39 protein-coding genes and 2 tRNA genes are annotated in these 26,870 nt (G+C 57.8%); 25 read left to right on the top strand and 16 right to left on the bottom strand.

Annotated elements, in window-relative coordinates; all coding sequences use genetic code 11:
- Position 1: 1 nt before the first annotated feature.
- A complete protein-coding gene (locus SynPROS71_RS07605) occupies positions 2-1,531 on the bottom strand; it encodes a hypothetical protein (protein ID WP_186594265.1) in 1,530 nt (509 codons plus the stop codon).
- Between the two features lie 151 nt (positions 1,532-1,682).
- On the opposite strand from SynPROS71_RS07605, the gene stpA reads away from it, so the two are divergent.
- A complete protein-coding gene (gene stpA / locus SynPROS71_RS07600; protein ID WP_186597962.1) occupies positions 1,683-2,903 on the top strand; it encodes a glucosylglycerol 3-phosphatase in 1,221 nt (406 codons plus the stop codon).
- Here stpA and SynPROS71_RS07595 read toward each other — a convergent pair.
- On the bottom strand, positions 2,857-3,768 hold the full coding sequence (locus tag SynPROS71_RS07595; protein WP_186594264.1) for a hypothetical protein: 912 nt from the start codon (positions 3,766-3,768) through the stop codon (positions 2,857-2,859). The two genes, stpA and SynPROS71_RS07595, sit on opposite strands and share 47 nt — an antisense overlap.
- Positions 3,769-3,845: 77 nt before the next feature.
- On the opposite strand from SynPROS71_RS07595, the gene SynPROS71_RS07590 reads away from it, so the two are divergent.
- Both SynPROS71_RS07590 and arsS read left to right on the top strand, forming a co-directional pair.
- Positions 3,846-4,613 carry a hypothetical protein gene (locus SynPROS71_RS07590; protein WP_186597960.1) on the top strand — a complete coding sequence of 256 codons (768 nt, stop codon included), beginning with the start codon at positions 3,846-3,848 and terminating at the stop codon, positions 4,611-4,613.
- Between the two features lie 32 nt (positions 4,614-4,645).
- Positions 4,646-5,590: an arsenosugar biosynthesis radical SAM (seleno)protein ArsS gene (arsS, locus tag SynPROS71_RS07585; RefSeq protein WP_186594262.1), complete on the top strand. Its 945-nt coding sequence runs from the start codon at positions 4,646-4,648 to the stop codon at positions 5,588-5,590.
- On the opposite strand, the gene SynPROS71_RS07580 is transcribed toward arsS, so the two are convergent.
- A complete protein-coding gene (locus tag SynPROS71_RS07580) occupies positions 5,583-5,843 on the bottom strand; it encodes a cell division protein SepF (protein WP_186594260.1) in 261 nt (86 codons plus the stop codon). The genes arsS and SynPROS71_RS07580 overlap by 8 nt on opposite strands.
- Before the next feature lie 55 nt (positions 5,844-5,898).
- Between SynPROS71_RS07580 and SynPROS71_RS07575 the strand changes: the two genes are divergently transcribed.
- Entirely contained in the window at positions 5,899-6,381 is a 483-nt protein-coding gene (locus tag SynPROS71_RS07575; protein WP_186594258.1) for a hypothetical protein, read from the top strand.
- A 7-nt stretch (positions 6,382-6,388) separates the two neighbouring features.
- Here the strand turns inward: SynPROS71_RS07575 and SynPROS71_RS07570 are convergent, their stop codons facing one another.
- The gene (locus SynPROS71_RS07570) at positions 6,389-6,838 is read right to left on the bottom strand and encodes a Fur family transcriptional regulator (RefSeq protein ID WP_186594256.1); all 450 of its coding nucleotides are present in this window, start codon (positions 6,836-6,838) and stop codon (positions 6,389-6,391) included.
- Positions 6,839-6,893: 55 nt separating this feature from the next.
- On the opposite strand from SynPROS71_RS07570, the gene SynPROS71_RS07565 reads away from it, so the two are divergent.
- Genes SynPROS71_RS07565 through SynPROS71_RS07555 form a run of 3 tightly spaced genes read left to right on the top strand, consistent with a single transcriptional unit; the run spans position 6,894 to position 9,082 of the window.
- Positions 6,894-8,006, top strand: coding sequence for an AAA family ATPase (locus SynPROS71_RS07565; RefSeq protein WP_186594254.1), 1,113 nt, complete (start codon positions 6,894-6,896; stop codon positions 8,004-8,006).
- A gap of 8 nt (positions 8,007-8,014) precedes the next feature.
- Complete coding sequence (locus SynPROS71_RS07560; protein ID WP_186594252.1) at positions 8,015-8,812, top strand: metallophosphoesterase; 798 nt, start codon at positions 8,015-8,017, stop codon at positions 8,810-8,812.
- 33 nt (positions 8,813-8,845) lie between these two features.
- Positions 8,846-9,082 carry a hypothetical protein gene (locus SynPROS71_RS07555; RefSeq protein ID WP_255442045.1) on the top strand — a complete coding sequence of 79 codons (237 nt, stop codon included), beginning with the start codon at positions 8,846-8,848 and terminating at the stop codon, positions 9,080-9,082.
- A 13-nt stretch (positions 9,083-9,095) separates the two neighbouring features.
- Here the strand turns inward: SynPROS71_RS07555 and SynPROS71_RS07550 are convergent, their stop codons facing one another.
- The 3 genes from SynPROS71_RS07550 to SynPROS71_RS07540 form a co-directional block, all read right to left on the bottom strand.
- Positions 9,096-9,443, bottom strand: a complete 348-nt coding sequence (locus SynPROS71_RS07550; RefSeq protein WP_186594251.1) for a hypothetical protein — start codon at positions 9,441-9,443, stop codon at positions 9,096-9,098.
- Between the two features lie 111 nt (positions 9,444-9,554).
- Positions 9,555-9,695, bottom strand: a complete 141-nt coding sequence (locus SynPROS71_RS07545; protein ID WP_186594249.1) for a hypothetical protein — start codon at positions 9,693-9,695, stop codon at positions 9,555-9,557.
- Between the two features lie 37 nt (positions 9,696-9,732).
- Positions 9,733-9,806 (bottom strand) — tRNA-Pro (locus SynPROS71_RS07540).
- A gap of 100 nt (positions 9,807-9,906) precedes the next feature.
- Between SynPROS71_RS07540 and SynPROS71_RS07535 the strand changes: the two genes are divergently transcribed.
- Entirely contained in the window at positions 9,907-10,284 is a 378-nt protein-coding gene (locus SynPROS71_RS07535) for a PAS domain S-box protein (RefSeq protein ID WP_006041548.1), read from the top strand.
- Positions 10,274-11,506 (top strand): histidine kinase dimerization/phospho-acceptor domain-containing protein, encoded by a 1,233-nt coding sequence (locus SynPROS71_RS07530; protein ID WP_186594247.1) that lies wholly within the window; start codon positions 10,274-10,276, stop codon positions 11,504-11,506. The genes SynPROS71_RS07535 and SynPROS71_RS07530 overlap by 11 nt, the downstream gene beginning before the upstream one ends.
- On the opposite strand, the gene SynPROS71_RS07525 is transcribed toward SynPROS71_RS07530, so the two are convergent.
- Entirely contained in the window at positions 11,424-11,816 is a 393-nt protein-coding gene (locus tag SynPROS71_RS07525; protein WP_255442041.1) for a response regulator, read from the bottom strand. The genes SynPROS71_RS07530 and SynPROS71_RS07525 overlap by 83 nt on opposite strands.
- 41 nt (positions 11,817-11,857) lie before the next feature.
- A tRNA-Lys gene (locus SynPROS71_RS07520) sits at positions 11,858-11,929 on the bottom strand.
- Between the two features lie 143 nt (positions 11,930-12,072).
- Here SynPROS71_RS07520 and SynPROS71_RS07515 point away from each other — a divergent pair.
- The 7 genes from SynPROS71_RS07515 to SynPROS71_RS07485 all read left to right on the top strand — a co-directional run bounded on the left by SynPROS71_RS07515 (position 12,073) and on the right by SynPROS71_RS07485 (position 17,626).
- Positions 12,073-12,606 carry a gamma carbonic anhydrase family protein gene (locus tag SynPROS71_RS07515; protein ID WP_186594245.1) on the top strand — a complete coding sequence of 178 codons (534 nt, stop codon included), beginning with the start codon at positions 12,073-12,075 and terminating at the stop codon, positions 12,604-12,606.
- Between the two features lie 61 nt (positions 12,607-12,667).
- Complete coding sequence (locus SynPROS71_RS07510) at positions 12,668-12,790, top strand: photosystem II protein Y (RefSeq protein ID WP_006041544.1); 123 nt, start codon at positions 12,668-12,670, stop codon at positions 12,788-12,790.
- A gap of 52 nt (positions 12,791-12,842) precedes the next feature.
- Positions 12,843-14,219, top strand: coding sequence for an FADH(2)-oxidizing methylenetetrahydrofolate--tRNA-(uracil(54)-C(5))-methyltransferase TrmFO (gene trmFO / locus SynPROS71_RS07505; RefSeq protein ID WP_186594244.1), 1,377 nt, complete (start codon positions 12,843-12,845; stop codon positions 14,217-14,219).
- Complete coding sequence (locus SynPROS71_RS07500) at positions 14,200-15,153, top strand: cation transporter (RefSeq protein ID WP_186594243.1); 954 nt, start codon at positions 14,200-14,202, stop codon at positions 15,151-15,153. The genes trmFO and SynPROS71_RS07500 overlap by 20 nt, the downstream gene beginning before the upstream one ends.
- Positions 15,154-15,159: 6 nt before the next feature.
- Positions 15,160-16,731, top strand: coding sequence for a carotenoid isomerase (gene crtH, locus SynPROS71_RS07495; protein ID WP_255442040.1), 1,572 nt, complete (start codon positions 15,160-15,162; stop codon positions 16,729-16,731).
- 55 nt (positions 16,732-16,786) lie between these two features.
- Complete coding sequence (locus tag SynPROS71_RS07490; protein ID WP_186594242.1) at positions 16,787-17,071, top strand: hypothetical protein; 285 nt, start codon at positions 16,787-16,789, stop codon at positions 17,069-17,071.
- 3 nt (positions 17,072-17,074) lie between these two features.
- A complete protein-coding gene (locus tag SynPROS71_RS07485) occupies positions 17,075-17,626 on the top strand; it encodes a hypothetical protein (RefSeq protein ID WP_186594241.1) in 552 nt (183 codons plus the stop codon).
- On the opposite strand, the gene SynPROS71_RS07480 is transcribed toward SynPROS71_RS07485, so the two are convergent.
- Positions 17,574-18,320 carry a response regulator transcription factor gene (locus tag SynPROS71_RS07480; protein ID WP_186597953.1) on the bottom strand — a complete coding sequence of 249 codons (747 nt, stop codon included), beginning with the start codon at positions 18,318-18,320 and terminating at the stop codon, positions 17,574-17,576. The two genes, SynPROS71_RS07485 and SynPROS71_RS07480, sit on opposite strands and share 53 nt — an antisense overlap.
- Before the next feature lie 122 nt (positions 18,321-18,442).
- Here SynPROS71_RS07480 and SynPROS71_RS07475 point away from each other — a divergent pair, with 122 nt between their 5' ends.
- Positions 18,443-18,712 (top strand): DUF6761 family protein, encoded by a 270-nt coding sequence (locus tag SynPROS71_RS07475; RefSeq protein ID WP_186594239.1) that lies wholly within the window; start codon positions 18,443-18,445, stop codon positions 18,710-18,712.
- A 1-nt stretch (position 18,713) separates the two neighbouring features.
- On the opposite strand, the gene grxD is transcribed toward SynPROS71_RS07475, so the two are convergent.
- Genes grxD through SynPROS71_RS07455 form a run of 4 tightly spaced genes read right to left on the bottom strand, consistent with a single transcriptional unit; the run spans position 18,714 to position 20,620 of the window.
- Positions 18,714-19,037, bottom strand: a complete 324-nt coding sequence (gene grxD, locus SynPROS71_RS07470; RefSeq protein WP_186594237.1) for a Grx4 family monothiol glutaredoxin — start codon at positions 19,035-19,037, stop codon at positions 18,714-18,716.
- Between the two features lie 27 nt (positions 19,038-19,064).
- On the bottom strand, positions 19,065-19,298 hold the full coding sequence (locus SynPROS71_RS07465) for a BolA family protein (RefSeq protein WP_186594235.1): 234 nt from the start codon (positions 19,296-19,298) through the stop codon (positions 19,065-19,067).
- Between the two features lie 55 nt (positions 19,299-19,353).
- Positions 19,354-19,896, bottom strand: coding sequence for a hypothetical protein (locus SynPROS71_RS07460; RefSeq protein ID WP_186594233.1), 543 nt, complete (start codon positions 19,894-19,896; stop codon positions 19,354-19,356).
- 25 nt (positions 19,897-19,921) lie between these two features.
- A complete protein-coding gene (locus SynPROS71_RS07455; RefSeq protein ID WP_186594231.1) occupies positions 19,922-20,620 on the bottom strand; it encodes a 1-acyl-sn-glycerol-3-phosphate acyltransferase in 699 nt (232 codons plus the stop codon).
- Positions 20,621-20,753: 133 nt separating this feature from the next.
- Here SynPROS71_RS07455 and SynPROS71_RS07450 point away from each other — a divergent pair, with 133 nt between their 5' ends.
- From SynPROS71_RS07450 to SynPROS71_RS07435, 4 genes are read left to right on the top strand one after another with little or no spacing between them, the layout of a single operon-like run.
- The gene (locus tag SynPROS71_RS07450; protein WP_186597951.1) at positions 20,754-21,497 is read left to right on the top strand and encodes a pyridoxine 5'-phosphate synthase; all 744 of its coding nucleotides are present in this window, start codon (positions 20,754-20,756) and stop codon (positions 21,495-21,497) included.
- Positions 21,498-21,499: 2 nt separating this feature from the next.
- The gene (locus SynPROS71_RS07445; RefSeq protein ID WP_186594229.1) at positions 21,500-21,820 is read left to right on the top strand and encodes an MgPME-cyclase complex family protein; all 321 of its coding nucleotides are present in this window, start codon (positions 21,500-21,502) and stop codon (positions 21,818-21,820) included.
- 38 nt (positions 21,821-21,858) lie between these two features.
- Entirely contained in the window at positions 21,859-22,083 is a 225-nt protein-coding gene (locus SynPROS71_RS07440) for a hypothetical protein (RefSeq protein WP_186594227.1), read from the top strand.
- A 60-nt stretch (positions 22,084-22,143) separates the two neighbouring features.
- Entirely contained in the window at positions 22,144-22,527 is a 384-nt protein-coding gene (locus SynPROS71_RS07435; protein WP_186594225.1) for a YraN family protein, read from the top strand.
- Positions 22,528-22,541: 14 nt separating this feature from the next.
- Here SynPROS71_RS07435 and SynPROS71_RS07430 read toward each other — a convergent pair whose 3' ends face one another.
- Both SynPROS71_RS07430 and SynPROS71_RS07425 read right to left on the bottom strand, forming a co-directional pair.
- A complete protein-coding gene (locus SynPROS71_RS07430) occupies positions 22,542-22,838 on the bottom strand; it encodes a hypothetical protein (RefSeq protein ID WP_186594223.1) in 297 nt (98 codons plus the stop codon).
- 28 nt (positions 22,839-22,866) lie between these two features.
- On the bottom strand, positions 22,867-23,466 hold the full coding sequence (locus SynPROS71_RS07425) for a (d)CMP kinase (RefSeq protein WP_186594222.1): 600 nt from the start codon (positions 23,464-23,466) through the stop codon (positions 22,867-22,869).
- 120 nt (positions 23,467-23,586) lie between these two features.
- On the opposite strand from SynPROS71_RS07425, the gene rsmA reads away from it, so the two are divergent.
- The 4 genes from rsmA (at position 23,587) to SynPROS71_RS07405 (ending at position 26,868) form a co-directional block, all read left to right on the top strand.
- Positions 23,587-24,429 (top strand): 16S rRNA (adenine(1518)-N(6)/adenine(1519)-N(6))-dimethyltransferase RsmA, encoded by an 843-nt coding sequence (gene rsmA, locus SynPROS71_RS07420; RefSeq protein ID WP_186594221.1) that lies wholly within the window; start codon positions 23,587-23,589, stop codon positions 24,427-24,429.
- Complete coding sequence (gene ispE, locus SynPROS71_RS07415; protein WP_186594220.1) at positions 24,426-25,355, top strand: 4-(cytidine 5'-diphospho)-2-C-methyl-D-erythritol kinase; 930 nt, start codon at positions 24,426-24,428, stop codon at positions 25,353-25,355. The genes rsmA and ispE overlap by 4 nt, the downstream gene beginning before the upstream one ends.
- The gene (locus SynPROS71_RS07410) at positions 25,352-25,702 is read left to right on the top strand and encodes a DUF3082 domain-containing protein (protein ID WP_186594219.1); all 351 of its coding nucleotides are present in this window, start codon (positions 25,352-25,354) and stop codon (positions 25,700-25,702) included. The genes ispE and SynPROS71_RS07410 overlap by 4 nt, the downstream gene beginning before the upstream one ends.
- Before the next feature lie 182 nt (positions 25,703-25,884).
- Complete coding sequence (locus SynPROS71_RS07405; RefSeq protein WP_186594218.1) at positions 25,885-26,868, top strand: pyruvate dehydrogenase complex E1 component subunit beta; 984 nt, start codon at positions 25,885-25,887, stop codon at positions 26,866-26,868.
- Positions 26,869-26,870 lie beyond the last annotated feature (2 nt).

The raw sequence follows: 26,870 nt of genomic DNA, 5'->3' as shown, positions 1-26,870 counted from the left end.
ATCAGAGCGCATTTTCAATCACATTCATGGCCTTGAGATAGGCGGGAGGTTCTGCGTTCGCCTCCGACTCCTCGAGTCCAGAGTCGTCTCTGATCAAACGGCGGGCATTGTCAGCAATGACGGCATTCACCACTAAGTCCATTGCTTCGGGCTGATCAAGGTTTTGAAGCGCGTCCGCGTAGCGACGGCTGTGGGTGGGCCGGACAGATTCCTGGCAGTAATTCGACAGCTCCCGGCTTTCGGTCATCACCGAAAAGGCCACATCCTTAGTGCTGGATTGCCCATAGATGGCCATGTACAGCAGGTTGACCATGGAGGCGTCATGGACAGGGATCGCATATTTCCGGGCGATCTGAGGCCAGTAGCGCAGTGCTTTCAGTCCTTCGAGCCCTCCCTTGCGCAAGCCAGCGTCTTCACACCAGCTTTCCAGCTCCTCCATCGATTGTGGACAGCGCTGTTCCGCGCGCATGTGTTCGGCGAGCACTTGTCCAGCTTGGAAATTCCGGGTTGGTTTCCCCGAAACAGGGCGCATCATGCTGCCGCGCACATCGGCGACCATTGCCGTGAGTTGGGCAAAGGTGTGATCTCGCACCTTCTCCATATCCCCACCTCTCACGAGAGCGGCTTCGATTCTCTGAACCCCATAGCCGAGTTCGGTGAGGGGAAAGGGCTGCCGGTTGTAGAGACGTTGCCTGTTCCGGCGTGCCATCGACACGGTGGCTGCCTGATCGAGGCATTGATCCAGCAGCAGGGTGAGCAGGGTGGGGAGCACCCCGGGGTTGTCGTGGTGGTAGGTGTAGCCGAAGCCTGCGAACACAGAAGACATGTTCTTGGCGGCCTTGATGTATTGCCCCTCGATGTTGTGAACTCCAGGTGAGACCTGGATATTTGGGGAGAGTCGATCCAGCATCCGTGCTGCAAGCAGGGCCGTGAGGGCACTGGGATGGCAGAAGTTGGCTGTGAAGCTGTCGTGGGGGTTGCGCAGTGCCCCGTGCCGATGGAAACCGGAGAAGAATCCGAGATTCGGGACTTTCTCACAGAGCACATACGACTCGTTGGCGATGTGGTCGTGACTGAATGACCCGGCCAGGCATGCCAGAACCACATGTTCACGGCCGAGTTCCTGTCGCAAGCGGCAGGCTTCCTGCAGGTCTTCCTCTACGTGATTGCTGTTCGCACTCAGTACAACCAGCTCGCAACGCTGCAACAGATCCTTGAGGGTGTTGGGACAGCGCTGACCGTTCTGGAGATGGCTTCCCATTCGCTCCACGCTGGCAACGTGATCCGGGTCCATCCCTTCGAGGGCTTCCTGGGAGAAGGCCCCAAGGAGTTCCCGCCCAGGGCGGGCCGCCAGCAGCAGTGAGGCAGGTTCCTCTTGCTGCATGGCGCAGTTGTAGGCCAGTGAGGCGGGGTACAAGCCCACGCTGTAGAAGCCCACCTTCCCCGACTCAAGATCGCGGATGCGTTGCCGTACGAGATCGCCATCCAAGCTGCGAGTGAAGAAGCCGTTGCTGTTCAGGGCCGTGTCCATGCGTTCGGCGCAATCTCCTGTGATCAAGCCTTGATTTCTAAGCCTAAGCAGAGGCCACGATCGATCTCGAAAGGTCTGATGTGCTGGCTTTGGTGAGTGATTGGCTGGATGGCCTGCTCGTGGGATCGTGACGATCGGTTCAGCGATCGAGGTGTTTCGGATGGATCTTGACCAACTTCACCAAGAGCTGATGGCCAGCTCGGATCTATTGATCGTTCAGGACCTAGATGGTGTCTGCATGCCGCTGGTGAAAGACCCGCTCACCCGCAGGATGCCAGCGGATTATGTGCGTGCGGCCGCGCTGTTGAAGGGGCGCTTTCAGGTGCTCACCAACGGTGAGCATGAAGGCCGCCGTGGGGTGAACCGGCTTGTGGAGGCTGCCCTTGGTGATGCCGAGACGGCCGCACGGGAGGGCCTCTACCTTCCTGGTCTGGCCGCTGGTGGCGTGCAGCTGCAGGACTGTTACGGCCAGCTTTCCCATCCAGGGGTCAGTGATGCGGAAATGGCGTTTCTCGCCGATGTGCCAAGGCGAATGCAAGGTCTTCTTGCCGAGCGTCTGCCCTCCGTCATGCATGAGCTCGGAGTCGAGGCGATGGCCATGGAGATTCAGCGAGCGATTCTCGATACCCAGGTCTCGCCAACCATCAATCTCAACAGCCTGTTCAGCCTGATTCCCAATGACGTGGCCAGGCAACGGCAGCTGCAGGTGATGCTCCAGGAGCTCATGGATGCCTTGATGGCGATGGCTGCAGCGGAGGGACTGGGCCATTCCTTTTTCTTGCATGTCGCTCCGAACCTTGGCCGGGATCAGGAGGGGAATGAGCGCCTAAAACCTGCTGAAACCGGTGATGTGGGCAGTACCGATATTCAGTTCATGCTGCGGGGAGCGATCAAGGAAGTTGGCTTGCTGGTGTTGATCAATCGCCACATTGCCGCTCGAACTGGCATCGCACCCTTGGGAGAAGACTTCAACGTCCGCACAGCTCCACACGACCATGCGGCTTTGCTTGCGCTCTGTCATGAGCGCATTGCCAAGGACCAGATGCCTCACCTCGTCGGCGTTGGCGACACCGTCACGTCAACCCCTTGTCCGTCGGGCGATGGTTGGTTGCGGGGTGGCAGTGACCGTGGATTTCTCACCCTCCTCCAGGAGCTTGGCGAAAGCTATGGGCATCGCAACAGGGTTGTTCTGGTCGATAGCAGCGGCGGAGAAGTGGATCGACCTTCTTTGCTCGATGGATCTTTCGAGGGGATCAGTGACCCAAGCGACTCCCTGCGGCTCGATGTCTGTATCCCGGAAGGCCCGGAGCGCTATGTGGCCTGGTTCATCGCGCTTGCGGAAGCGCATCACGGGCGAGAACCCTCAGCATGAATGGCAGCTGGGTGATGGAGGGTTTGCCTCCACTTACCCAGACGGCCTGTTCCTCACTCCAAAGTCGGGTGCTCGGAACGATCAGCCTGGATTTCGATGCATGGTCGGGAAGAAAGGCTGCCTTGAAGTTGCGCTGTTCCACCAGCAGCTTGAGGTCATTGAAATGCACACCATCGGCGGTCTCAATCACTTCAAGTGCGCCATCAGACCGCAGCGCATAGATGATGCGAACGTCGGCCAGCCTCATCTCTCCGTAGACACCGCGATAGTCGGCTGGAGGGATGCGATCTTGATGACTAAAGGCATGCAAGCCACCAACAAACAAACGGTATCTCTCCTCTCGGGATGGAGTGAGATCGCCGTATCCAAAGACCAGATCGCCTTCCTTTGAAACAGCGATGTAAGCCCGTCCCTTCGCTGCTGCTCGGTTTCCAGCCCGCCAGGTTCCATTGCTGAGCATCAGATCGCCATGGAGAGCCATATCCAGTTCCCCGCGGCCAAACTGCTTCTCGAAGGTTGGGCCGGTGAAAAAGAGCAGGGCCTCTGGATCCTCATTGGCTTCGAATTCCCGGTTCCAACCTCCGAAAAATTCCAGATCGATCCAGCGCGGATCCAAAATCACGCTGCTGTATTCAACAGCGATCGGGTCTCCGTTCTCTCGAATGAGTTCGGCACGTTGATCAGGAACGAATTGAGCAATCTCATCCCGTGATGGGGGTTGGGGCGGTGGCTCCTTTCGAAGGGCCGAGATCAGTTCGGTGGAAGGCTCAGGCCAGCTCAAGGATCCGCCACTGAAGATGCGGGCACTGATTCCCCCGGTGATCCCGGCGATCACTCCGAGCGCAATCAGCGGCCAGATGCGCACAGCTGAAGCTCAAGTCGCCTGTCGATGATGGCTCAATTCGCTGATTTCTGCACACTGAGTTCGGTGGAGTTGTGAGCATGCGTGCGTTGTTCTGTGGGTCAGTGTTGTTGGCTGTTCTTGTGCCGGCATCAGTTCATGCCAATCAATCGGAATCGGGACCCAAGGAGTGTGCCGTTCCTCGACTTGGCAGTTATCTGGTAATCCGCCAAGGCCAGCGTGGCGATTCACCTCTTGGTGGTTTGCAGCTTGAAACCTGGTTGGAGGATGGATCGGTTCGAGGTCGACGCTTTCTGCGTGTGGGTCGTCGTTACAGCGAAACCAGGTATCAGGGACGTTGGCAAAAAGTTTCCGCCTGCGGTCTCACCGTGACCCGTGATCAGCAGGGAAGTGGGAGCAGTGTTCTTCTCTCCGATCAGGGAACCCCCCGTTTTGGCATCAGCACGAAGGTCGGTGATGTGGTGACGGAGCAGTGGTTGTCCCAGCCTGCCGGTGCCTGCAAACCCTCCGCAATGGATGGCACTGTGCTCAGTCGTCAAATGGGGATGACGTTCGCGAATGGAGCCTGGACTCCCAATGCCGTGATTCAACGAGAGACCTGGTCGGCGTGGCAAATGGCTGGACTGGCCGTGTCGTCGTATGACGGTGCCGGTGAGGTGGCGGCCTATCAAGGTCGCTTCCTTCAGGATGACAATTGCGTAGGGCGCATTCGTCAGCAGGATGCCCGGGGAGTGAATTATGTGTATGCAGCGATTCTTCGTTCCGACGGAACGGGGTATGCCTACCTTCAAACCCAAGGGGACGATATAACGGTGGCGCTCCTCGACCGAATGGCTGCAGAACCTTGATGGCCTGGTCCGTCAGAATCCAACCTGACGCCATGGATGCTCTGCCTTCGTCATTCCCATCACTCCGACGACGTCGCCTCGAAACACTTCAGGTCAACCTCGGCTACCGCTGCAACCAGAGCTGCAGTCATTGCCACGTGGATGCGGGGCCCTGGCGCACGGAAATGATGGAGCCTGATCAGGTGGAGCTCATTCCGCAGGTCCTGAGGCACTGCCAGTTGAAAACCCTCGATCTGACGGGGGGTGCCCCTGAACTTCATCCGCAGTTCAGGGACCTTGTCTGTGCTGCCCGCGCCCAGAACGTTGAGGTGATTGACCGATGCAACCTCACGATTCTCACGGAACCTGGGCAGGAATCACTCGCTGAATTCCTCGCTGATTCGGGTGTTCGCATCGTGGCATCGCTGCCTTGTTATGAACAGGAACGGGTTGATCAACAACGAGGCCGAGGTGTGTTCGAGCGCAGCCTCGATGCCTTGAAAGTGCTCAATCGGTTGGGATACGGAATTCCCGGGTCTTCACTGAAGCTCGATCTTGTGTACAACCCATCGGGTCCCACCTTGCCGCCACCTCAGCAATCACTGGAAGAGCAATACCGAAAGCAGCTGAAGGCATCCCATGGGATTTCTTTTCATCAATTGCTGACGCTCGCCAACATGCCGATCAAGCGTTTTGAGCGAGACCTGGAAGTCAGCGGAGAGCTGGAGTGTTACCAAACCCTTCTGCGAGAGGCGCATCGTTCCGCCAATCTTGATGAGGTGATGTGTCGGACCTTGATCAGCGTTAGCTGGACCGGCTCACTTCATGACTGCGATTTCAACCAACAACTCGGTTGTTCAGTCGGCGCGAAGCCTGCCGTGCTCGCTGATCTGTTGACAATTCAGGATGGCTTGGTCGATCAGCCCATTGCCGTTGCTGATCATTGCTTTGGTTGCACAGCTGGACAGGGATCCAGTTGTGGCGGTTCGCTCAGCTGAGATTCACGTCGACGTTGGCTGGCGCAAAAAGCAAAACCTGATCTCCAACGCGATGTTCCTGGCCATCGAGTGCTCTGACTCCTCCGGAGACGAAATCGGCAGTTCTTTGCGCCAAGGATGGCTCCATGGCCGTGAGATTCAGCACCACGGTGCATTGGTCGCGAACGGCCAAAACCGCTTCCGCACCCTGCTCGAATGTCAGGGGGGTGATCACGAGAACCTCGTGGAATCCTTGGAGCTGACCAATGTTCATCACATTCAGCTTGGCTCGGCGTAGGCGTGGTGGGGGCAAACGTCATCATGGGTGCATGAACGCGTCACAACCTTCTGATCAGGGGCCTGCCCACTGCGGCAGTAAACCCAAACGGCTGGCCATCGGTGTCGCTCCTCTGGGCACGGTGTCTATTGGAATCGTTCCGATGGGGGTCGTGTGTATCGGAATCGTTCCGATGGGTGTGGTCTCCATTGGCGTTGTGGCCATGGGTGTGATCAATCTCTCGATCGTGGGGATGGGGTTGCTTGCGGTCGGGGTGAACACCATGGGGGTGTGGACCGCAGGGCCAATGAGTATGGGCCTGGTGCGATTGGGAGACAAACCAGGTGATCATGATCACCACGCGCATCACGGCGGTGAAGGATCAGGGTCCCTGAATGGGGATGATCCCAGCACGCTTGCTTACCCAACCCGAGAGCTTGCCGAAGAACAGGCCAAGAGCCTTGGTTGCAAGGGGGCCCACCAAATGGGGGACTTCTGGATGCCTTGCCTGGAGCATCCGCAGGAGCATCACTGACTCCTCTTTATCGGCACTGAGGGCAAATCCCTCGCACCGTGAGGCTGGAGCCGATGAGGTCAAAGCCAAATCCCTTGCTGGCTAGTAAGCCCGCATTCAAAACGGCTTCACTTTCGAAGTCCTCAGTGCGCCCGCAGCGCACGCAAACCAGGTGGTGGTGACGGATGTGTTCGGCGTCAGCGAGTTCGAACTGGCTGCCGTTGCTTGTTTGCAATTCCTGAAGAAACCCCATCTCCACCAACAGCCTCAGGGTGCGATAGATGGTGGCCAGTGAGACCTTCAACTGACGATTCAGTAGTTGATGGTGCACGTCCTCCGCGCTGAGATGCCGTCCACCTCCAAGCGATTCGAACAACTCAAGGATCCGCCGGCGCTGGGGTGTCAGTCGACGTCCGTCTTGATGCAGCCCTTGCTTCAGAGATCCGCCAGTCTCGGGTTGCGTGGAGACAGATGGCATCCGAAACCTGCTTTTCATTCTCAATAGTAATGTTTATTGAGACTCGAGGCCAGGCTTGACCCTCACTCACCTGGCGGTGTCTGGTTATCGCTCCCTCAGGGATGTGGTGATTCCTCTGCATCGCCTGACTCTGATCACAGGGGCCAACGGAAGCGGTAAATCCAATCTTTTCCGTGCCCTCACGCTGATCGTGGCGGCTGCCCGCGGTGATCTGATGGCTTGTCTCGCCCGTGAAGGTGGATTGCCTGCAGTGATGTGGGCTGGTCCCGAGACCCTCGGCCGTGGGATGCGTTCGGGGGAAGCCCCCATTCAGGGTGGACCTCGCTCCAAACCGGTCCGTCTGCGTTTGGGATTCGCGGCAGATCCCTTTTCCTATGCCGTCGAACTCGGATATCCCCAGGAACGACGAACCGCATTTGCCCTTGATCCTGAACGCAAGGGGGAATGGATCTGGGCAGGGTCAACCTTTCATCCCCGTGCTTTGTTGTGCTCCGATGCGGGAGGGCGAGATCCAGACCGTGGACTGTTACAGCTGGGCGTTGATCCGCAGGAGCGACCTGAAGCCCTCCTTCTGCGCGAGGAAATTCTGAACTGGCGTTTTTATGACAGTTTCAGAACGGACCCTGGGGCTCCCGCCCGTCTCCCGGGCGTAGGCACCCGCTGCTTTGCCCTAGCGGCTGATGGCCACGACTTACCCGCTGCTGTGCAAACCATTCTTGAGAGCGGGGATGGTGAGGCTTTTCTGGCAGCGGTGGATGATGCTTTTCCTGGCGCCCATGTGTCTGTGAACCATGGCGATGGTCTGTTTCGGTTGCAGTTCCATCAACCTGGCCTTCTGCGTCCTCTCCAGTCTGCGGAGCTTTCCGATGGCACCCTGCGTTACCTCTTGCTAACCGCTGCGCTCTTCAGTCCAAGGCTGCCGCCTTTGATGGTTCTCAACGAGCCGGAAGGGAGCCTTCATCCCGACTTGCTGCTGCCTCTCGGTCGGTTGATTCGTTCCATCTCTCAACGCACGCAGGTGTGGGTGATCGCCCATTCCCCCCGCTTGATCGACGCCTTAACGGATGGTGACGGCTGTCACCGGGTGCACTTAGTGCGCGAGTTGGGATCCACAGAAATCCCAGAACAGACCATGCTGGAACGCGGCACCTGGCGCTGGCCTTCCTGACCCTGCTCATGCCAAGACTGATCCAACTCAGTGATCCCCATCTGTTAGCGCAAGCCAATGGCCGGGTTCGCGGACAATCAGCGTTACCCCTGTTCCGAAAGGCTCTCGATCAGGCCTTTCGTCAAGAGCCGGATCTGTTGCTGGTTAGCGGAGATTGCTGCCACGACGAGACCTGGTGCGGTTACGTGCGCCTGCGAGATGCGCTTGACGATGCGATCCAAACAAACTCTGCAAGCGCAGTTCGCTTTGGCCTATTGGCCGGGAACCATGATCATCCCCAAAAGCTGCGTGCCGTTCTCGGTCGTCGTTGGGTTGTTGCTCCCGGCATGCTGGAGGCGGGAGCTTGGCGTTTGCTTGTTCTGTCCAGTCACCGAGCAGGGGGTTGCGCTGGGCTGATCGGTGGCGCTCAACTGTCATGGCTCACCAGTCAGCTAAGAGAGGCGCAAACGCTCGGAAAGTTCGTGGTGGTTGCCCTCCATCACCCTCCTGTTCCGATTGGTGATCCTGCAATGGACTCCATTGGTCTTCTGGATGGAATGCAGTTGATGGAGAAGCTGAAGACGTGTGTCGCGGTTAAGGCTGTGTTGTTTGGACACATTCATCAGCACTGGCACGGAGTGCCTTCCCTCCGCTCAGATCTAAGCCTGCTCGGTTGTCCCTCGACGTTGGCCTCGTTTGATCCTGTGCAGCCCTGTCCACTCGGAAGGGCTGCAGATCCTGGCGGTCGCGTTCTCGATCTCATGGGGGATGGTTCTGTGCAGGAGCGACTCCTGCGCTGGTCTGCAGAACAGGACGGCGCAAGCTGAACCAGATAGTGTGATGCCTGTTTGAGGGCGAGGGTGTCAGCTTCCTGGTCGGTGTCGATGCGATTCGTCGCCAGTGGGCTTTTTCTCCTGGCCCACGGACTGCTCGTGCTCGAGCACATCGCTTTGGGGACGGCTCTGCATGGAATTGCTGAAGTGTTTCTCGCTCCATGGGCCCTGCGCCACAAAGCCTGGGATCTGATTGTGATCGGAATTGTCTTCTGCGTGTTCGATCTCTGGGGGACGCTTCGCCTTGTGAACGGGTTGGCTTAAGACCAAGCTGGCCTCAGGGTTCAGTCCACCACTGCGTCACGATGCCCCCTTTTTCAGGTTGGGCGCCGTCAGCAACCGTGACAACGAACAGACGCTGGCCATCGCGTTGATAGTCGTACCGACAGAAACCTGGGCCTGTTCCTGAACAAGACGCTAAAGCCTGCAGATCTGTTCCAGACAGGGTTTTTTCAAAGCTGAGAACTGGGCGTTCTGGTGCTGGCTGCCATCCCGATGCCGTGAGGGATGCATTGGCTTGCACGATGGACTGACCGCTTTGCAAGGTCACACGGGAGGTGTCGGCTTTGGATGTCGCTGCAAATCCCCCCAGAACGAGACCTGCAAGGACAAGCTTCCAGCGCATTGCATCGATTGGCACTGATTCCGGCTTAGCAACGGAATTCGGGCGAGGACCACCGAGACAACCCTCATCGGATCCGAACCTTCACATTCGACTGTTTGAGGCCGATAAGGATCAGCTGTTGCGACTGGCGTCTTCGGCTTCACGGGCTCCTACGACGAGAGCAGCCAAAAAGGGAAGGATGGCCAAGGCAGTGAGAACTTCCACGGTTCCTTGAAAACTGACCAGACAATGACCGGCTGAAACGATCAGCAAGGTCTCAACAGCTACCGATGCTGCGACATCAAGACAATCGGGGCGACAGGATTCGAACCTGCGACCTAGTGCTCCCAAAGCACCCGCGCTACCAAGCTGCGCCACGCCCCGTTTCGGAGATTGTAAGTGCTGGCCTGGGCAAGCACAGGTTGACTGTTTGCGCTTGCCCTCAACTCTCAGGCCTAACCTGAACAAAGACGATGAATCCTCGATGGATTGGACTCCGGGAGCGGTTGCGTCCTTGCGCGAGCGTTTCGACCTTCCCTTTGTTCGCGCCGATCGAGAAGGGCTTGTGGTTGAGTTCAATGATCGTTTCGGCACGATCTATGGATGGGATTCGTCGCTTCTCGGGGAAACCCTTGGGATGATCCTTCCTGAGGAGTTCCGTGAACTCCACCATGCCGGCTTCGCCCGTTTTCAGATCACCGAGTCTTCACAGGTGGTCAATCACCCACTTGAGTTGGCCACGATCTGTGCGGACGGCTCGGTCATCCGCAGTGAGCACTTCATTGTTGCCGAAAAAGATTCAAAAGAAGGCTGGAGTTTTGCGGCCACGTTGAGGCCCCTGGAAGGCCCCCATGCCTGCTGAAGGATCCGCGACGCCGCATGCCGAGACCTCGGCACTCGTCACCCAGCTGCGTCAATCCCTTGGTTTGCTGCGGGTGGCTTTTGACGCCACGGGTGAAGCCATGCTGATCGTTGATTCTGATCGTCATGTGCGCTGGGTGAATCAAACAGCAGCGGATCTATGGGGTGACGGTCTTCCCTTGCGCGTGATCGGAAAGCCTCTGGAGGCCCTGCTTCGCTTACGGCATCTTGATCAACGGTTGCTTGATTTGTCGGATTCCCATCACCCTTTGAATCAGGCTCGTTTGGGTGAAGGACAGGCCTCTTTGCTGGTTCAGGCGATCTGGTCTCCTGTTGGAGATCAACCGGATGTTCTTCAACGCATGGTGTCTTGGCGCCCAATCTCTGAAATGGGTGGTGTTTTCACGCTGCTGATTTTCAGAGATCTTGAGCCCCTCGAAAAGTCGCTCCATCAACAACGCGCTTTTATCAATACCCTGGCCCATGAATTACGAACGCCACTCGCCATTCTCACTGGGAGTTTGCGCCGTCTGGATCGTAAGTCTCAACTGGCTGCTCCATTGGATCGTGTTTTGGACGACGCCATCGGTGAAACCAAGCGGATGGCGGCGCTGGTTGACAAGCTGTTGCTCCTTTCCGAGTTGGATACAGATCATTTTCATTGGAATTTAAAGCGTGCTCCGCTACAACAATTTTTAGATCAGTGGCTTCGAAATCTTGAGCCGAACAGGCGCTCAAATGTTTCTTTGCAGGTGGATGAATCCCTGTCCAGCTGTTGGATCGATCTTGATGAAATCGCTGTCTTTCGCATCCTTGATACCCTGCTCGAAAATAGCTTGCTGTTTGGATCAGAGGGGATGATTCTGCATATCAGTGAGTCTGTTTCGCCTCAATCTGTTGATCTGGTGGTTTTCCTCAATGGCGCTGGATCGTCCGACAAGCAGGATTGCAATGAGGTGATGGATCAGTCAGAACCTCGTGAATTCAAGTTCGTCGTGGGGGATGGGGACGAGCACAACCTTGGGATGTCTGTCGTGAAAAACCTTGTGGAGGGAATGGGAGGCCTGATGCTGTGGAACAACATTCGCAAGCAAGCTACAGCGACTGGCCCTGCGAAGATGACTCTGCGCTTTCCGCTGGTTAACCCTGATGGTGAAGGTTCCGCGGTCTCGGAAGATGTTGATCCAGAAGCTCAGGAAGACGCTCAAATAAATCAGGCTTAAGGATGTAATCAGCTGCACCGAGATCTTGAACCTTCTGGCGTTTGATCTCGTCATTAAGGGCGGTCACCACGATCACAGGGACCTGAATTGAGCGCTTGACAAGTTCTTCAAGACAAAGAAAACCATCCATTTCAGGCATCATCAGGTCGAGCAGGATCAGGTCGACGGATTCAGACTGAAGTAGGTCTAAGAGTTTCTGGCCTGTCTCGCAGGCAAGGGGCCTGACTCCTTCATCGGTTAGCTCCTCAACAATTAATTTGCGTAAGCGTGGATCGTCATCCACAACAGCAACATTGAACAGATCAGCCATCGCTCATGGATGCCCAAGCACGTTGATGAGTTAAACAGATATGGGTCGCCTGAGATTCGAACTCAGGACCAATCGGTTAAAAGCCGAGTGCTCTACCGCTGAGCTAGCGACCCTCTTGTACCGGCCTGTCGACACAGGTACAGGTTGTGCCGTGAAGCACCTGAGAAAAGTATCACCCGGGGGAACCTTCGTCCAAGGGTCGCCTCGGGCAAGTTCAGGAGAGCTGAAATGATGGGTGCATGCAGAAGGTGGTCTGATGACTGACCCGATCGGCCGCCAGACCGTTGTTTTCCCGTCACCCCGGATCGATTCAGGTGCTTGGGTTGCCGAAAGTGCTGTGGTGATGGGTGATGTCCAAATTGGCGCTGCTGCAAGCCTTTGGCCGATGGCTGTCGCTCGCGGGGATATGGCTCCGATTGTGATCGGTGCGGGCAGCAATGTTCAAGATGGTGCCGTCCTGCATGGTGATCCCGACGCACCCGTCATCATTGGATCCGACGTCACCATTGGGCACAGAGCCGTGGTGCATGGCGCCACCCTCGAGGATGGTTGCCTGATCGGGATCGGTGCCATTGTTCTGAATGGTGTGACCGTCGGTCAGGGTGCGCTTGTGGCTGCAGGCGCCGTGGTCACGAGAAATGTTCCTGCCTGCAGCCTCGTCGCTGGTGTTCCGGCGCAGGTGAAGCGTCGTCTAGACGCGGACGCACTCGAGGCTCAAAGAGAGCATGCTCGCCGCTATGCCGACCTGGCGCGGAATTGGCAGCGAATGCTGCAAATCCAAACGGAGTGATGCAATGCAGCGTCGTTGGGCTCTGCAATCCTTAGGATCTCCAAATCTCCCGACTGGATTCATGGACCTCCGGCTCGTCCTCGTGGCATCTCCCATCCTCCTTGCATTGGGTTGGGCCGGCTTCAACATCGGTCGTGCCGCTGTTGGTCAGCTGCAATTGATGATCAAGCGCAGTCGGGTCTGATTGGGATCGACCGCCTGGATCGATAGGGTGAGATTCATCGTCCTTGATCCATTTGGCAGCTCCATCCGTTGTTGTGATCGGTGCTGGACTCGCTGGCACCGAAGCTGCTTGGCAAGTCGCTGAAGCCGGCCTGGATGTTCAGTTGGTGGAGATGCGGCCGAGCCGTCGTTCTCCAGCTCACCACAGTTCTGAATGTGCCGAGCTTGTTTGCAGTAACAGCTTTGGAGCACTCAGCAGTGACCGGGCAGCGGGTCTTCTCCAGGAAGAGTTGCGAAGACTGGGGTCTGTTGTCATTCAAATGGCTGATCGTCATGCCGTTCCCGCCGGTGGTGCCCTCGCCGTTGACAGGGGTCGTTACAGCGCATCGCTGACCCAATTGCTGGACCAGCATCCCCGGGTTTCGTTTCTCCGCAGGGAGCAGGTTGCCCTTCCTGCGGCTAACCAGGTCACGGTGCTGGCCACCGGTCCACTCACCAGTGACGCTCTTGCAGAGGATCTGCGTCGCTTCACGGGACGGGCTGACTGTCATTTCTTCGATGCAGCGAGCCCGATCGTGGAAGGTGAGAGCGTCGATATGACCAAGGCCTTTCGAGCGAGTCGCTACGACAAAGGGGACGCGGACTACATCAACTGCCCGATGAATCGTGAGCAGTACCTGGCTTTCCGCGATGCCTTGCTGGGGGCTGAACAGGCAGAGCTCAAGGACTTCGATCAATCCAATGCCACCTTCTTTGAAGGATGTTTACCGATCGAAGAGCTGGCCAGGCGCGGTGAAGACACCATGCGCTACGGACCCCTTAAGCCGATTGGCCTCTGGGATCCACGATGGGGCGATGTCAATGATCGGGATGTCCGCCGGGCCAAACGCGCCTATGCGGTGGTGCAGCTCCGTCAGGAAGACAAAGATGGACGCCTGTGGAACCTTGTGGGCTTCCAGACCAATCTCAAATGGGGGGAGCAGAAGCGCGTTCTGCAGATGATTCCGGGACTCGAGCAGGCGGAGTTTGTTCGCTTCGGAGTGATGCATCGCAACACATTCCTGGAAGCTCCGGCGTTGCTTGATGCCACCCTGCAATTCCGCTCTCGGCCCAACCTGTTAGCGGCTGGTCAGATCACTGGGACTGAGGGGTACGCGGCTGCAGTGGCCGGAGGCTGGCTGGCGGGCACCAACGCGGCTCGCCTCGTTCGGGGTGAACGCCCCATCGATCTGCCTCGCACCACCATGGTGGGTGCTCTGACGCATTTCATCAGCGAAGCACCCTCAGGCAAGTTTCAGCCGATGCCTCCGAACTTCGGGCTCCTGCCGGAACTGCCTGAGCGCATCCGTGACAAACGGGCTCGCTACGGGGCCTATCGAGACAGGGCATTAGCCGATCTACTGCTAGCAAAAGAGGAACGCGCTATCAGGGATGTCGCCTGTCCGGCCTGAAGACCGACTGATTGAACGTCGCTCTTTGAAAATCGGCGTCATCGCGAGTGCCGTAATGGCGATCGCCGGGATCGGTGTTCACGTGATTTCCGGGTCCTACGCCTTGCTGCTGGATGGTCTCTACTCAGCGGTGATGGTGGGATCCGGGCTTGTGGCCGCACGGATTAGTCGCAATGTGGTGCGTCCGCCGGACAGGGCCTATCCCTACGGGTACGACGGTCAGGAAGCGTTGTATGTGCTCTTTCGCTCGTTGGTCCTGATCGGAGTGTTGTCATTTGCGGCCATTTCGGCCTTCAGCACGGTGGTTGAATACGCCAATGGCAGAGCTGTGATGCCAGTCCGTCTCGGTCCTGTGGCGTTGTACTCCTTAGCAATGGTGGTGATCTGTTGGGGCCTGGCCTGGCGTCACCAACACGACTGGGTCGTCACCGGCCGCCATTCCCAAATCCTTCTCACTGAGGCCAAAGCCGCCCGCGTCGATGGCTTGATCAGTGGCTTAACGGGATTAGCCCTGCTGGGCACACCCCTGCTCAAGGGCACGATGCTGGCGGTGCTGATTCCAATCATGGACTCACTGCTTGTGTTGCTGGTGAGTGTTGTTGTTCTGCGCGAGCCCCTTGAGGGCTTTCTCACCGCGCTGGGTCAGGCTGCCGGGGTCTCCGCCGAATCCGATCTGATTCGCAGCACTCGACTGGCTTTGGAGGATTTACTCGCGGGACTGTCGTGCTGGTTGCTTGATCTCACGGTGTACGAGGTAGGCCGCACAGCCTTTGTGGTGGTGTATCTGAATCCCAATCAGCCAATGGATGGTGCCGCCATCGATCTGATCCGGGACCGGATCCAGGAGCGCTGTAGGGACCTGTTGGCTCGCCCCGTGCGCACGGAGGTGATTCTGACGGCCACTCCGCCCTTCACATCGGGCAACGCCTCCTAGGTTTGGATGCTGATGCGAATCCTGCACGTGGCCTCCAGCTCCAAGCCGCATTGGGATGTGATCGTGATCGGTTCTGGGATCGGAGGTCTGGTCACAGCGTCCCAGCTGGCCGTCAAGGGCGCAAAGACGCTGGTGCTTGAGCGCTATCTGATTCCTGGTGGGTCGGGCGGGAGCTTTCGAAGGGACGGTTACACCTTTGATGTGGGCGCGTCGATGATTTTCGGCTTCGGAGAGCACGGCCATACGAATCTTCTGACCCGGGCCCTGGCTGATGTGGGTCAGAGCTGCGAAACAGTGCCAGACCCCGTGCAGCTCGAATACCACTTGCCGGACGGTCTCTCGATGCAAGTGGACCGGGATTACAACGGATTCATGGATCGCATGGCTGCGCGGTTCCCTCACGAGGCCAAGGGCATCCGTGCGTTTTACGACAGGTGTTGGCAGGTGTTTCGTTGCCTTGATGCGATGCCCCTGCTGTCCCTCGAGGATCCGGCCTATCTGGCCAAAGTGTTTTTCCGTGCTCCTCTGGCCTGTCTTGGTCTTGCTCGCTGGCTTCCGTTCAACGTCGGAGACGTGGCGCGTGAGCACATCCGCGATGAGGAGCTTTTGCGGTTGATAGACATCGAGTGCTTTTGCTGGTCTGTCATGCCAGCCGATCGCACGCCGATGATCAATGCAGGCATGGTGTTTTCAGACCGTCATGCCGGAGGCATCAACTATCCGAAGGGGGGTGTCGGCACGATCGCTGAGAAACTTGTTGCTGGTCTCGAGAGCCACGGCGGCGAGATTCGCTACCGGTCCCGAGTCACCGAAGTGATCATTGAAGGCGGTCAAGCCGTGGGCGTTCGCCTCGCCGATGGACAAGAGCTTTTTGCCCGTCGTGTGGTGAGCAATGCGACCCGCTGGGATACCTTTGCGGGCGATGGGTCACCTGTCGCAACGCTCGTGGATGCAGGACATACGCCTGCGGCCGAAGCAACTTGGCGCCGTCGTTATCAACCCTCCAGTTCGTTTCTGTCGTTACACCTTGGCGTCAGGGCCGATGTCATTCCTGAGGGGTTGCATTGCCATCATCTCCTCCTTGAAAACTGGACTGAGCTTGAGTCTGAGCAGGGGGTGATTTTCGTTTCGATTCCAAGCTTGTTGGATCCGTCATTAGCTCCCGAAGGCCGCCACATCGTGCATACCTTCACGATGAGTGAAATCTCTGCCTGGTCAGGGTTGTCCCCCACGCAGTACAAGGCCAAAAAAGAGGCTGATGCTTCAAGGTTGATTCAGCGTCTGGAGACGCTGTTGCCTGGACTCTCTGCGGCCGTGGAGCTTCGTGAGGTGGGAACGCCACGTACCCATCGACGCTTCCTTGGGCGCATGGGCGGAAGCTACGGCCCGATTCCCTCCATGCGCTTACCGGGATTGCTGCCAATGCCGTTCAACAGAACCGGATTGAAAGGTCTCTACTGCGTGGGTGACTCCTGTTTCCCTGGCCAGGGTCTCAATGCCGTGGCCTTCAGTGGCTATGCCTGTAGCCATCGAATCGGAGCTGATCTAGGTCTGAATGCCTGGGCACTACCGGCTTAAAAGGTCACGGGCCTTCGCGGCTCTGCTTAAGGTTCCAGAATTGGTCGAATGATCCATGGCTTCAGCGCCCCAACCCAGTGCAGCGGACCTGGCTCGCTACATCGAGCAACGCGGGGAGCTTGGCAAGCCATGGATGCTGCAGATGCTGCGGTTGGCCAAGCTCAAAGAAGCGAAGGCGTCGATGTCGCCTGAGGCGTACCTGGAAAGCCTGCAGGACGCTCATGCTGATCTGATGCGCCTTGGAGAGTTCTGGAAAGGCCGTGAAGCCGAAGTGTTCAACGGTGGCTACAGCCCGTCCGATGTGATCGAACCCCTGCCCGGTTCCCCTGAGGACCGTTGAGTGATGCGCGACTGCTTCCGCCTTTCAAGTTTGATCCGTGGAACCCTGATTTGCGTTTATCTGGCACTCGTGGTGCCTTTGCCCTTGATGGCTCCCCCCTCCCTGCAATTGGCGCTCTGGATTGCCGTTCCGCTGGGTCTTTTCATCGTTCTGGCGTTGTTGAGCGAGGAGGTTTGCATTGATGAAACCGGTCTCGTGGTTGGTCACCCTCAGTGGTGCCGTTGGTTGTTGCGTCGGGGTTGGCAGCTGCGTTGGGATCAGATTCGCCGCGTGGTGCCTGTGGGGACCAGTCAGGGCGGTTCTGTTTACTACCTCAAAACTTCAAAGGACGGTCAGCATCGCTTGCTTCCCCAACGTCTCGAACGATTCGATCAGTTTTTGAACGTTCTTCAAGATCAAACGGGGATCGACACCAGTGGAATCGGCAGGCTGACGCCTCCGTGGACCTACCAGCTGCTTGCAGCCATCGCTGTGGTGATGCTCACGAGCGAATTGGTGATCGCTACTGCAATTCGGATGAACTGGATGACTCTTCCGGCAAGTTATCCAGGCTGAATCGATAGCCCTGCTGCCTGACGGTTGTGATACCACCTCCATCGCCCAGACCCGCCTGTTCAAGTTTGCGCCTGAGGGTGAGCACTTGAGTGTCCACAGAGCGGGGCCCACCGCTGAAGGGCGGCCACGCCATCCTCAGCAACTCCTGGCGACTGCGCACCATGCCTGGGGGCATGAGCAGCGCGCAGAGGAGGGCGAATTCTCGAGGGCTGAGTTCAACAGGCTTTTCGCGCAGGGTGACCTGGCGGAGCAGGAGATGAACTTCGAGAGGCCCCACTTTCACGCGCTCTTGAAGGCCGCTGCGTTCACGTTTGAGAAGGGTCCGACACCGAGCGGCGAGTTCCTCCAAACCAAATGGTTTGCGAAGCACGTCATCTGCACCGTCATCGAGCAGGCCGACGACAGGTTCGGCACCGTTGCGTGCTGTGAGAACGATCACAGGACATCGCAGCTGTTGACCGAGGCGTAATGCCGAGCTCTTTTCCAGTAGCTCAGCGCTGATTAAAAGATCAGGAGTCTGTTCCTGACAGAGCTCAATGGCTTCCGATGAAGAGGCGACAGCCGCGGTGAGATGCCCGTCCTGACGCAGTCTCTGAACAAGAACGGTCCGCAAGGTTGGATGGGGCTCGACAACCAGCACACGCGCTGGTTCCCGTGCCGGTGCGGCAGGAACGGGAGCTTGCTGGACCGGCACCAGTCCGGATCCTTTGACGATCAGATCTCGGGAGGGAGGAGTCACGCGCAGTGGCTAGGTCGAACTACGCTAAACCCAATTCTCTGGCAATCTGGTAACAGAGGCTGCCGACCTCAATAAAGATGACATCCCTCCAGCATCCGGAAGCCATACGCCACTTCCAATCGCTATGTGATGCCTGTCAGGAATTGACGAGTCGCTTCCACAGCCCTTCCGAGTTGCGTCTCTACGCAGACGGATACCTGCACGCGTTGCGACGAGCTGGTGATTTGGATTCAAGAGAACTCGCCAAACTAGAAATGATTGTGGAGCGTTGGATCATGGACCCCTCCAGCTTCATCGGCCCTGATGGGGACCTCCGAACGCTCTACGAGCATCCTCAGCAGTATTAACTCAACTAGCGAGAGCGACTTCGAGCTTCTCTTTCAGCTCTCCGTTGTTGTACATCTCGATGAGGATGTCGGAGCCACCCATGAATTCCCCTTTCACATAAACCTGGGGGATCGTGGGCCAGTCTGAAAATTCCTTGATTCCCTGACGCACCTCCATATCTGTCAGCACGTCAAAGGTTTCAAAGCTGATCCCGAGAGCGTTGAGAATCTGAACCACGTTGTTCGAGAAACCGCACTGCGGCATCAACTTGTTGCCCTTCATGAAAACGAAGACAGGGCTGGAGTTGATAAGAGTCTCAATACGAGACTTGGTCTGAGCATCCATGGGTCGACGTCGTAGGACTTGAAGAGATCAGTCTGGAGTGGAGGTGTTGAGAGCCAAAGCGTGGATCGCTTCGCTCTTCAGTTCGTCCTTCAGGGCTTTGTACACCAGCTGGTGCTGACGAATACGGTTAAGACCGTCGAAGGCGGAAGACACCACACTCACTTGGAGGTGATCGCCACCTCCGGTGAGATCTTCCACACTCACCTGGGCATCGGGGAGGGCACGGCGGATGGCAGCGCCAACGGCGTCGGGCTGAACCATGAGGTCCGGAAAGAACAACCACGATGCTGGCAGATCAACGCAACGGTTGGGCTGCTCAGCTGCCCGGTGCGCTCTGGCCACCCCGGAATGGCGTATCAACGAAACCGAGCTCGACGAGGCTCTGGTAAGCCTTCTGGCCTTCGGGCTTCGCTGGTGTCATCAGCCGAACCACTTCAACGAGAACAGGCACAGCCACCTCGGGTTGATTCTGGCGGCGGAACAGAGCAGCCAGCCTCAGGTTCGCTTGGGCCAGAAGGGAGAGAGCTTGGCGACCCTTGGCATCCATTTCGCGGGGGATTCTGGCGTCGAGACCACGAAAGGCTCCACTCAGGTCGCGATAGAAAGCCAGCAGCTGCTTTGCAGCAGTACGCGCATTGTCGTAGTCCTTCTTGGCTTGATCCAGGTTCCCTGCCGAGATGGCGGAATCACCACGTTGGATGAGGGATTCAACTGCTGCCACGTTGAATCCTGCACCTGTTGAGGCGAGAACCTTATCGACAGACGTTGCACTGGAATCCGTCGCTGTCTGACCCAGTGCAGGGCTGACGAACAATCCGGCCGTCAGAGCGAGCGCCGAGCAGATGAGGCGGGAGCGCATGGTCGAACTCTTTAGTTCGCGGACTTTAAAGGCATTCCATGGGTCGACCAATGGCCCTCCTTGCCGCTTGTTCAGCCGCCTGCATCCTCTGCACTAGGAGTTGGTTGAAGTGATCAGTGTGTTCTCGGCCCCTTCCGGCGACAAGCAGGGCCTCGCCAAAACAGATGGCAGCACGACTGCGAGGTCCCGGACGCCATGGGTTGTAGGCCAAACCAACCGGGACGACGGGAACCTTCACTCCCTGCCTCAAAGCCATCTGGGCCAGGCGAGCCAATCCCGGCTCCAGCATGATTGGTTCGTCGTCGCGATTGATCCGTCCCTCAGGAAAGACAACAAGCTGCTGATCATTGGCCAGCAGATCCAGCGCGTAACGGAGCGTTGTCAGTGAGGGTTTGTCTTGATCCACAGCAAAACACCCAAGGCGATGGAGAAACCAGCCCTGGATGCCTGTCATTTCAGTGCGCGTCACCATGAATCGACAGTCGCGTCCTGAGATGCGGCGTCCTGCCGCCATGGGCAGCATCAGGGCATCCCATCGGGCTCGGTGGGTGGGCGCTAGAAGGACTGGACCTGTGATCGGGAGATGCTGGCGTCCGAGCACCAAGCGTTCCCTGAAGTATCCCGGTAAGGCGAGATCTTGGGTGACCACCATGGCTAAAGACGCCCAGAACGGGTCGATGCCCGTTTGAAGGGCTGAAGCTCGTGTTGCCAGGCTGCTGGGCACCGCCTTGAGCCGCAGATCGTCTTCGGTGAAAGCTAGGCCTTGGCCTGCACTTCGTAGCGTTCAGCAGGGCAGTTGATGCTGCGGCCGATCCATCGTCCCGTCTCCATAGGATTCGGTTTTGGTATCTCCCGCCGTGGCCAGCCTCGGGGTCAACATCGACCACATTGCCAACGTGCGCCAGGCACGGCGAACCGTGGAGCCGGATCCAGTGCCGATGGCGCTACTGGCCGAGCTTGGTGGCGCCGATGGGATCACGGTTCACCTTCGTGAAGATCGCCGTCATATTCAGGATCGGGATGTGGATCTGTTGCGTCAGACGGTGCGAACCCGCCTGAATCTGGAGATGGCAGCAACCGATGAAATGATCGCTATTGCCCTGCGGGTGCAGCCCGACATGGTCACCTTGGTGCCGGAACGACGCGAGGAGGTCACGACTGAAGGAGGATTGGACGTAAGCAGTCAACGCGTTGACCTCACCTCCAAAGTCAGTCGTTTGCAGGACGCTGGAATTCCAGTCAGCCTGTTTGTGGATCCCGAGCGAGTGCAACTCGAGGCCTGCCGTGATTGCCGCGCCCGATGGATTGAGTTGCACACCGGCACCTACGCCGAATCCAAGTGGATTGATCAACCGTCTGAACTAGCACGCCTAACCGAAGCCACCGCCTTGGCGCGTTCCATGGGTCTAAGAGTGAATGCGGGCCATGGCCTGACCTATCAAAACGTTGAACCGGTTGCGGCCATCAAAGGTATGGAGGAGTTGAATATCGGCCACACGATCGTTGCTAGGGCTGTTGCTGTGGGTCTTCAGCAAGCCGTTCGGGAGATGAAGGCCTTGGTTCAGAATCCCCGTCGGGACCCTCTGTTCGGAAGCTATTGATCATGACGACTTATCACTTCGTTGCGGCCAGCGAGCGGTTTCTCACCGAGGAGGAGCCGCTCGAGGAGGTCCTGAAAGAGCGCAGACGTCATTACGCCGAGGAAGGAAAGGACATCGATTTCTGGTTGATTCGCAGACCTGCTTTTTTAAATAGCCCCGAGCTGTCGGCGATCAAGACTGAACTACCTGCGCCGTCTGCGGCTGTGGTGTCCACTGACGCCACCTTCATCACCTTTATGAAGCTGCGTCTTGAGTACGTCCTGGAAGGACGTTTTGATGCTCCAAGCCACAGCATTCCCGATCCACTTGCCTCTTTGTCCTGAGGGGCATCCACACTGGAGTCCTCATCGATCGAAATCAGATGCGTTCCCATGCATGCATCGCACTGATGGTGATGTCGGGATTGCTTTGTTTGCCAGTTCGATCGGATTCAGGTGGTGGCTGGGAGTCTTGGGTCTACAGCCTCACGCCGGAACAACTCTGCGCTGCATACCTTGACGACATCGTCACCGATGAGGATCTTCCAGGTGGACGTGGCCAGGATCCCTGTCCTGAAGATGCTCTCTACAAGGACTATCCCTGGTGATCTGCTCGAGGGGGAATGCTTTGTGGGCAACCACGTCTTGCCTGAGTGAACGCAAAGTTGATGACCGCACCATCCGGACTCTGGGCTGAAGCGAGGGCTCTGCGTCTCTTGCAGCGCCGTGGTTGGACCCTGCTGGAACAGCGCTGGTCTTGCCGCTATGGGGAGATCGACCTGCTAGTGATCAAACCGAATGCCATGACTCCTCGATTGCTGGCCGTTGAAGTGAAAGGGCGCCGGCGCTGCGGACCGGATGGTTGGGGGCTTGCCGCTTTTGACGGCCGCAAGCGCCAGCGGTTGGCCCTGGCCCTGAACAGCTGGATGGCCTTCAACCCTCAACACGCTCTCAGTCAGCTCGAAGTGGTTTTGGCCCTGGTTCCACTTCCTCCAAGTCGTCGTGCTGTTCGCTGGCTCAGAGTGCCTGATCTCGGATCACCCGATTGGTGAGGCAATGCCTCGCCTCAGAAGCGCAAGCGACAGGTTGTGGCCTGAAATGTCACTTCCTGACTACGGTCTGAACTGTCAGGGTTGTACGCGAAGGGTGCCCTGGGACCAGTCCCTAATTCAGCTGCACCGCACTGCACATCGCGACCATCGATCTCCATAGAAAACTCTTCGAGATTGATGCTTTGCTCCTGTACCTCTTCGGGTCTTTCAGGTCCGATGGGTAACGGTGGAGGGGCTACGGGGTGGGACGCCATCAGCAGGGGCAGTTCCGTGATCAAGATCCAAACCGACACGCCAACAACAAGAGCCACCTCCTCAAGCTAACGAGCAGTCAAGACCTCAATGCGTCTCTTGGGATGAGCAGAGATCGATGATGCTCACAACGGCTTCAGCCAAGCCTCTATCGGTGCGCGTCACCACAACATCCGCTGCCTCTTTAAGCGGTTTGATGAAGCGCCGTTCGCCAGGAATCATCTGCCTGAGCATTTGTCTCAGCACAGATGCCACCGTTCGCTGTCGCTCTCGTGTGTCCCTGCGCAGACGGCGCAGTGCTCTTACCGCCAGCGACTCCTCAAGGTAAATCAGCAGCTCCGGAGGAGAGCTCTTGAGCAGCAACTGAGGTCCGTAGGCACCCTCGAGAAGGATCACATCACACCCTTCGTCGAGAGGCGTCCAGTGAACGGCCCGCGTGCCCATGTCGTAACGGCGTCGTTGCTTGAGTTGCCCTGAGCGCAGGGCATTCAAGTCATCGATCAGGTTGTCGGCGTCGATGGCCTCCACCGTGTCGAAGCCAAACAACGGATCGGGTGTCCAGTGCTCGCGGTAGTAGTCATCGCAACCGATCACGGTGGCTTGGATCCCTGCGTTCTCAAGTGCTGTCGCCAGCAAACCGGCAAACAAGGTTTTTCCTGCTGCAGACGGCCCGCAGATACAGATCAAAGGCGTCGGCGAGTCCTTCAGATGACAGCACTTCAGCTGATGTTCATTGTGAAGCCTCGTTCTGGCTCAGTCAGGAGAAACAGGCCTGCTGATGCACAGTGATGGGACGACATCGATGGAATGAGTTTCGGAGGCCACTCGCCACGCAAGCGTTTCGGGCAGCACTGGTTGCGCGATGAACGGGTGCTGGATCGAATTCTTGACGCATCCGAACTTGGAAGCGAAGACCGCGTCCTGGAGGTCGGTCCTGGGCGTGGAGCTCTCACCGAGAGACTTCTGGCGTCCTCCGCTGCTGCGGTGCATGCCGTTGAACTGGATCGTGACCTGGTCTCAGGACTGCACGATCGTTTTGGTGGATTTCCGCAGTTTTCTCTGCGAGAAGGAGATGTCCTCGAGGTGCCCTTGACCCTCCCTGACGGTCAGCGGGCCACCAAGGTCGTCGCCAACATCCCGTACAACATCACCGGTCCCCTGCTGGATCGCCTAATCGGCCGGTTGGATCAGCCGATTGATCCCCCCTACCAACGCTTGGTGCTGCTTGTGCAGAAGGAAGTGGCTGAACGCATCCGAGCCAGGCCTGGTGCGAGCAGTTTCAGCGCCCTGAGTGTTCGCATGCAACTGCTGGCCCACTGCAGCAGCGTTTGTTCAGTCCCGCCACGCTGTTTTCAACCTCCACCGAAAGTGCACTCGGAGGTGATCCGCCTAGACCCCCTTCCTCAAGGGCAGCGCCCGGACCCCGTCACATCCCGTCGCGTGGAACGTCTGCTCAAGCAGACATTCCAGGCGCGCAGGAAGATGCTGCGCAACACCCTCAACGTGTCTCAGTCCTTCAGCGAACTGGAGACAATCACTCGGCAAGCCGGAATTGATCTCAGTCAGCGTCCTCAAGAGGTGGCCCCTCATGCCTGGGTGGAACTCGCCAGGGGTTTGAATCAGGCCGACTCCGCTGCGTCCTCTCTATGACGGCTCCGGTTTGCGTCACTGCGCCCGCCAAGATCAACCTTCATCTCGAAGTGCTTGGCCTACGTGCCGATGGTTTTCATGAGCTGGCCATGGTGATGCAGAGCATCGACCTCAAGGATGAGCTGCGTTGCGAAAACACATCAGATGGAAGCCTTTCTCTGCGTTGTGACGTGGCAGAACTCAGCTGTGGTGATGACAACCTGATTGTCCGTGCCGCCCAGCTGCTCCGTGAGCGGTCCGGCTTCAGCGAACTCGGTGCACGGATGCACCTGAGCAAACGCATTCCCATCGGAGCAGGACTGGCCGGTGGTTCTAGCGATGGAGCGGCTGCTCTGGTCGCACTCAATGAGCTCTGGGGCTTGGGCTTGGGTGCGAGCCAACTGGAGCGCCTGGCTGCTGAACTGGGTTCCGATATGCCGTTTTGTATCGCCGGCGGAACCCAACTCTGTTTTGGACGTGGCGAACGACTGGAGCCTCTGCCGCCTGTGGAGGCCGAGCTTGGGCTTCTTCTGGTGAAAGATCCCGAAGACAGTGTGTCCACCCCCTGGGCGTACAGCGAGTGCCGTCGCCAACGCGGCCATGAGTATCTCCACGACGAGGCAGCGTTTGAAGCACGTCGTCAGGACCTCAGAGCAGCGCAATGGCTGCACCCGCTGGGTGCGGAGACGCCGCCGTTGCGCAACGATCTCCAAGCGGTGGTGGAGCCCTTGACGCCGTCTGTGGGCAACGCGCTGAGGTGTCTCAAAAGCTTGTCGGGTTGTCTTCAAGCTGCAATGAGCGGTTCGGGCCCGAGCTGTTTCGCGCTTTTTTCCGACCGGGGTGGGGCTGACCGTGCCAGGGATGAGGTTCAGGATCAACTGGATCAGATGGGTTTACGGAGTTGGAGTTGCTCGTTGATCCCTCACGGGGTCAAGCTGATGGGATGAGCGAGCGCCAGCCGGCCGATCAGGCCAAAACCTCCACGGTCAACAGTTCCGACTTGGCTGTTGATTCGGGGCCCCGCAAGGGGCCACTGAGCTTTCTTTCGGGATCACTCACCAGCTTCCTCCTGGCGTGGCTCAGCTTCGGCCTAAGCAAAGGGATGGTGGCTTATTTCGCTGCCCATCCGCCTTCGTTCAGCAATGCCATTGCCCAAAGCATCGCTTCAGCCCTGAAGACCTTGTTCACCGGGATGTGCTTTCTGGCCACATTCAGTTTCGCGTTCATCGGCCTGGGCCTGCTGCTGGTCTTTCTTCGCAGTCTTTTCACAAGACCCGATGGTGACGCTGCCTAGCGTCAAAGAAGAAATGGTCTCTTGATGACCCTTCATGATCTTGGCCAGCTGATTTTGCTGCTGTCCCCCGGGCTGCTTCTCTCTGTGCTTCTGCTGGCTACTTTTGCGGCTGGGGGCTGAAGTTGCCTGGGCTGAGATAGCTTGGCCGCTGACGCCGGCATGGCCGGGATTGCAGCAACGCCGTGGCAGGGACGCTTCTCTTCAACGCACTTCGTGAAGCCATTGATGAAGAAATGGCTCGAGATCCCCATGTCTGCGTCATGGGTGAGGACGTTGGCCAGTACGGCGGGTCCTACAAAGTCACCAAGGATCTGTACGAGAAGTACGGCGAACTTCGCGTGTTGGACACACCGATTGCCGAAAACAGTTTCACAGGAATGGCCGTCGGCGCTGCCATGACGGGGCTTCGGCCCATTGTGGAAGGCATGAACATGGGGTTTCTCCTCCTGGCCTTCAACCAAATTTCCAACAACATGGGGATGCTCCGCTACACCAGTGGTGGCAATTTCACGATCCCTACCGTGGTTCGGGGGCCGGGAGGTGTCGGTCGCCAGCTTGGAGCCGAGCACAGTCAACGACTTGAGGCTTATTTCCACGCCGTGCCAGGCATCAAGATTGTGGCTTGCAGCACCCCGACCAACGCCAAGGGGTTGATGAAAGCTGCGATTCGCGACAACAACCCTGTGCTGTTTTTTGAGCACGTCCTGCTCTACAACCTCAGCGAGGAGCTCCCAGAGGGGGATTTCACCTGCGCCCTTGATCAGGCCGACCTTGTGAAGGAAGGTGGCGACGTCACGATTCTCACGTACTCACGCATGCGTCACCATTGCCTGAAGGCTGTGGAACAGCTTGAGGCCGACGGGATCAATGCGGAGCTGATTGATCTGATCAGCTTGAAGCCGTTCGACATGGAGACGATTGCCCGGTCGATTCGCAAGACCCATCGCGTGATCGTGGTCGAGGAATGCATGAAGACTGGCGGTATCGGAGCCGAGTTGATTGCGCTGATCACTGAGCACTGTTTCGACGAACTTGACGCACGACCGATCCGCCTCTCCAGCCAAGACATCCCAACGCCGTACAACGGCAATCTTGAGAACCTGACGATCATTCAGCCTCATCAGATTGTCGAAGCTGCCCAGACCATCGTTCGTCAGGGGCTCTGATC

Origin of the sequence: Synechococcus sp. PROS-7-1 (genome assembly GCF_014279795.1) — a bacterium.
Taxonomy (GTDB): Bacteria; Cyanobacteriota; Cyanobacteriia; order PCC-6307; family Cyanobiaceae; genus Synechococcus_C.
This window is presented reverse-complemented; position numbering and strand designations above follow the sequence as displayed.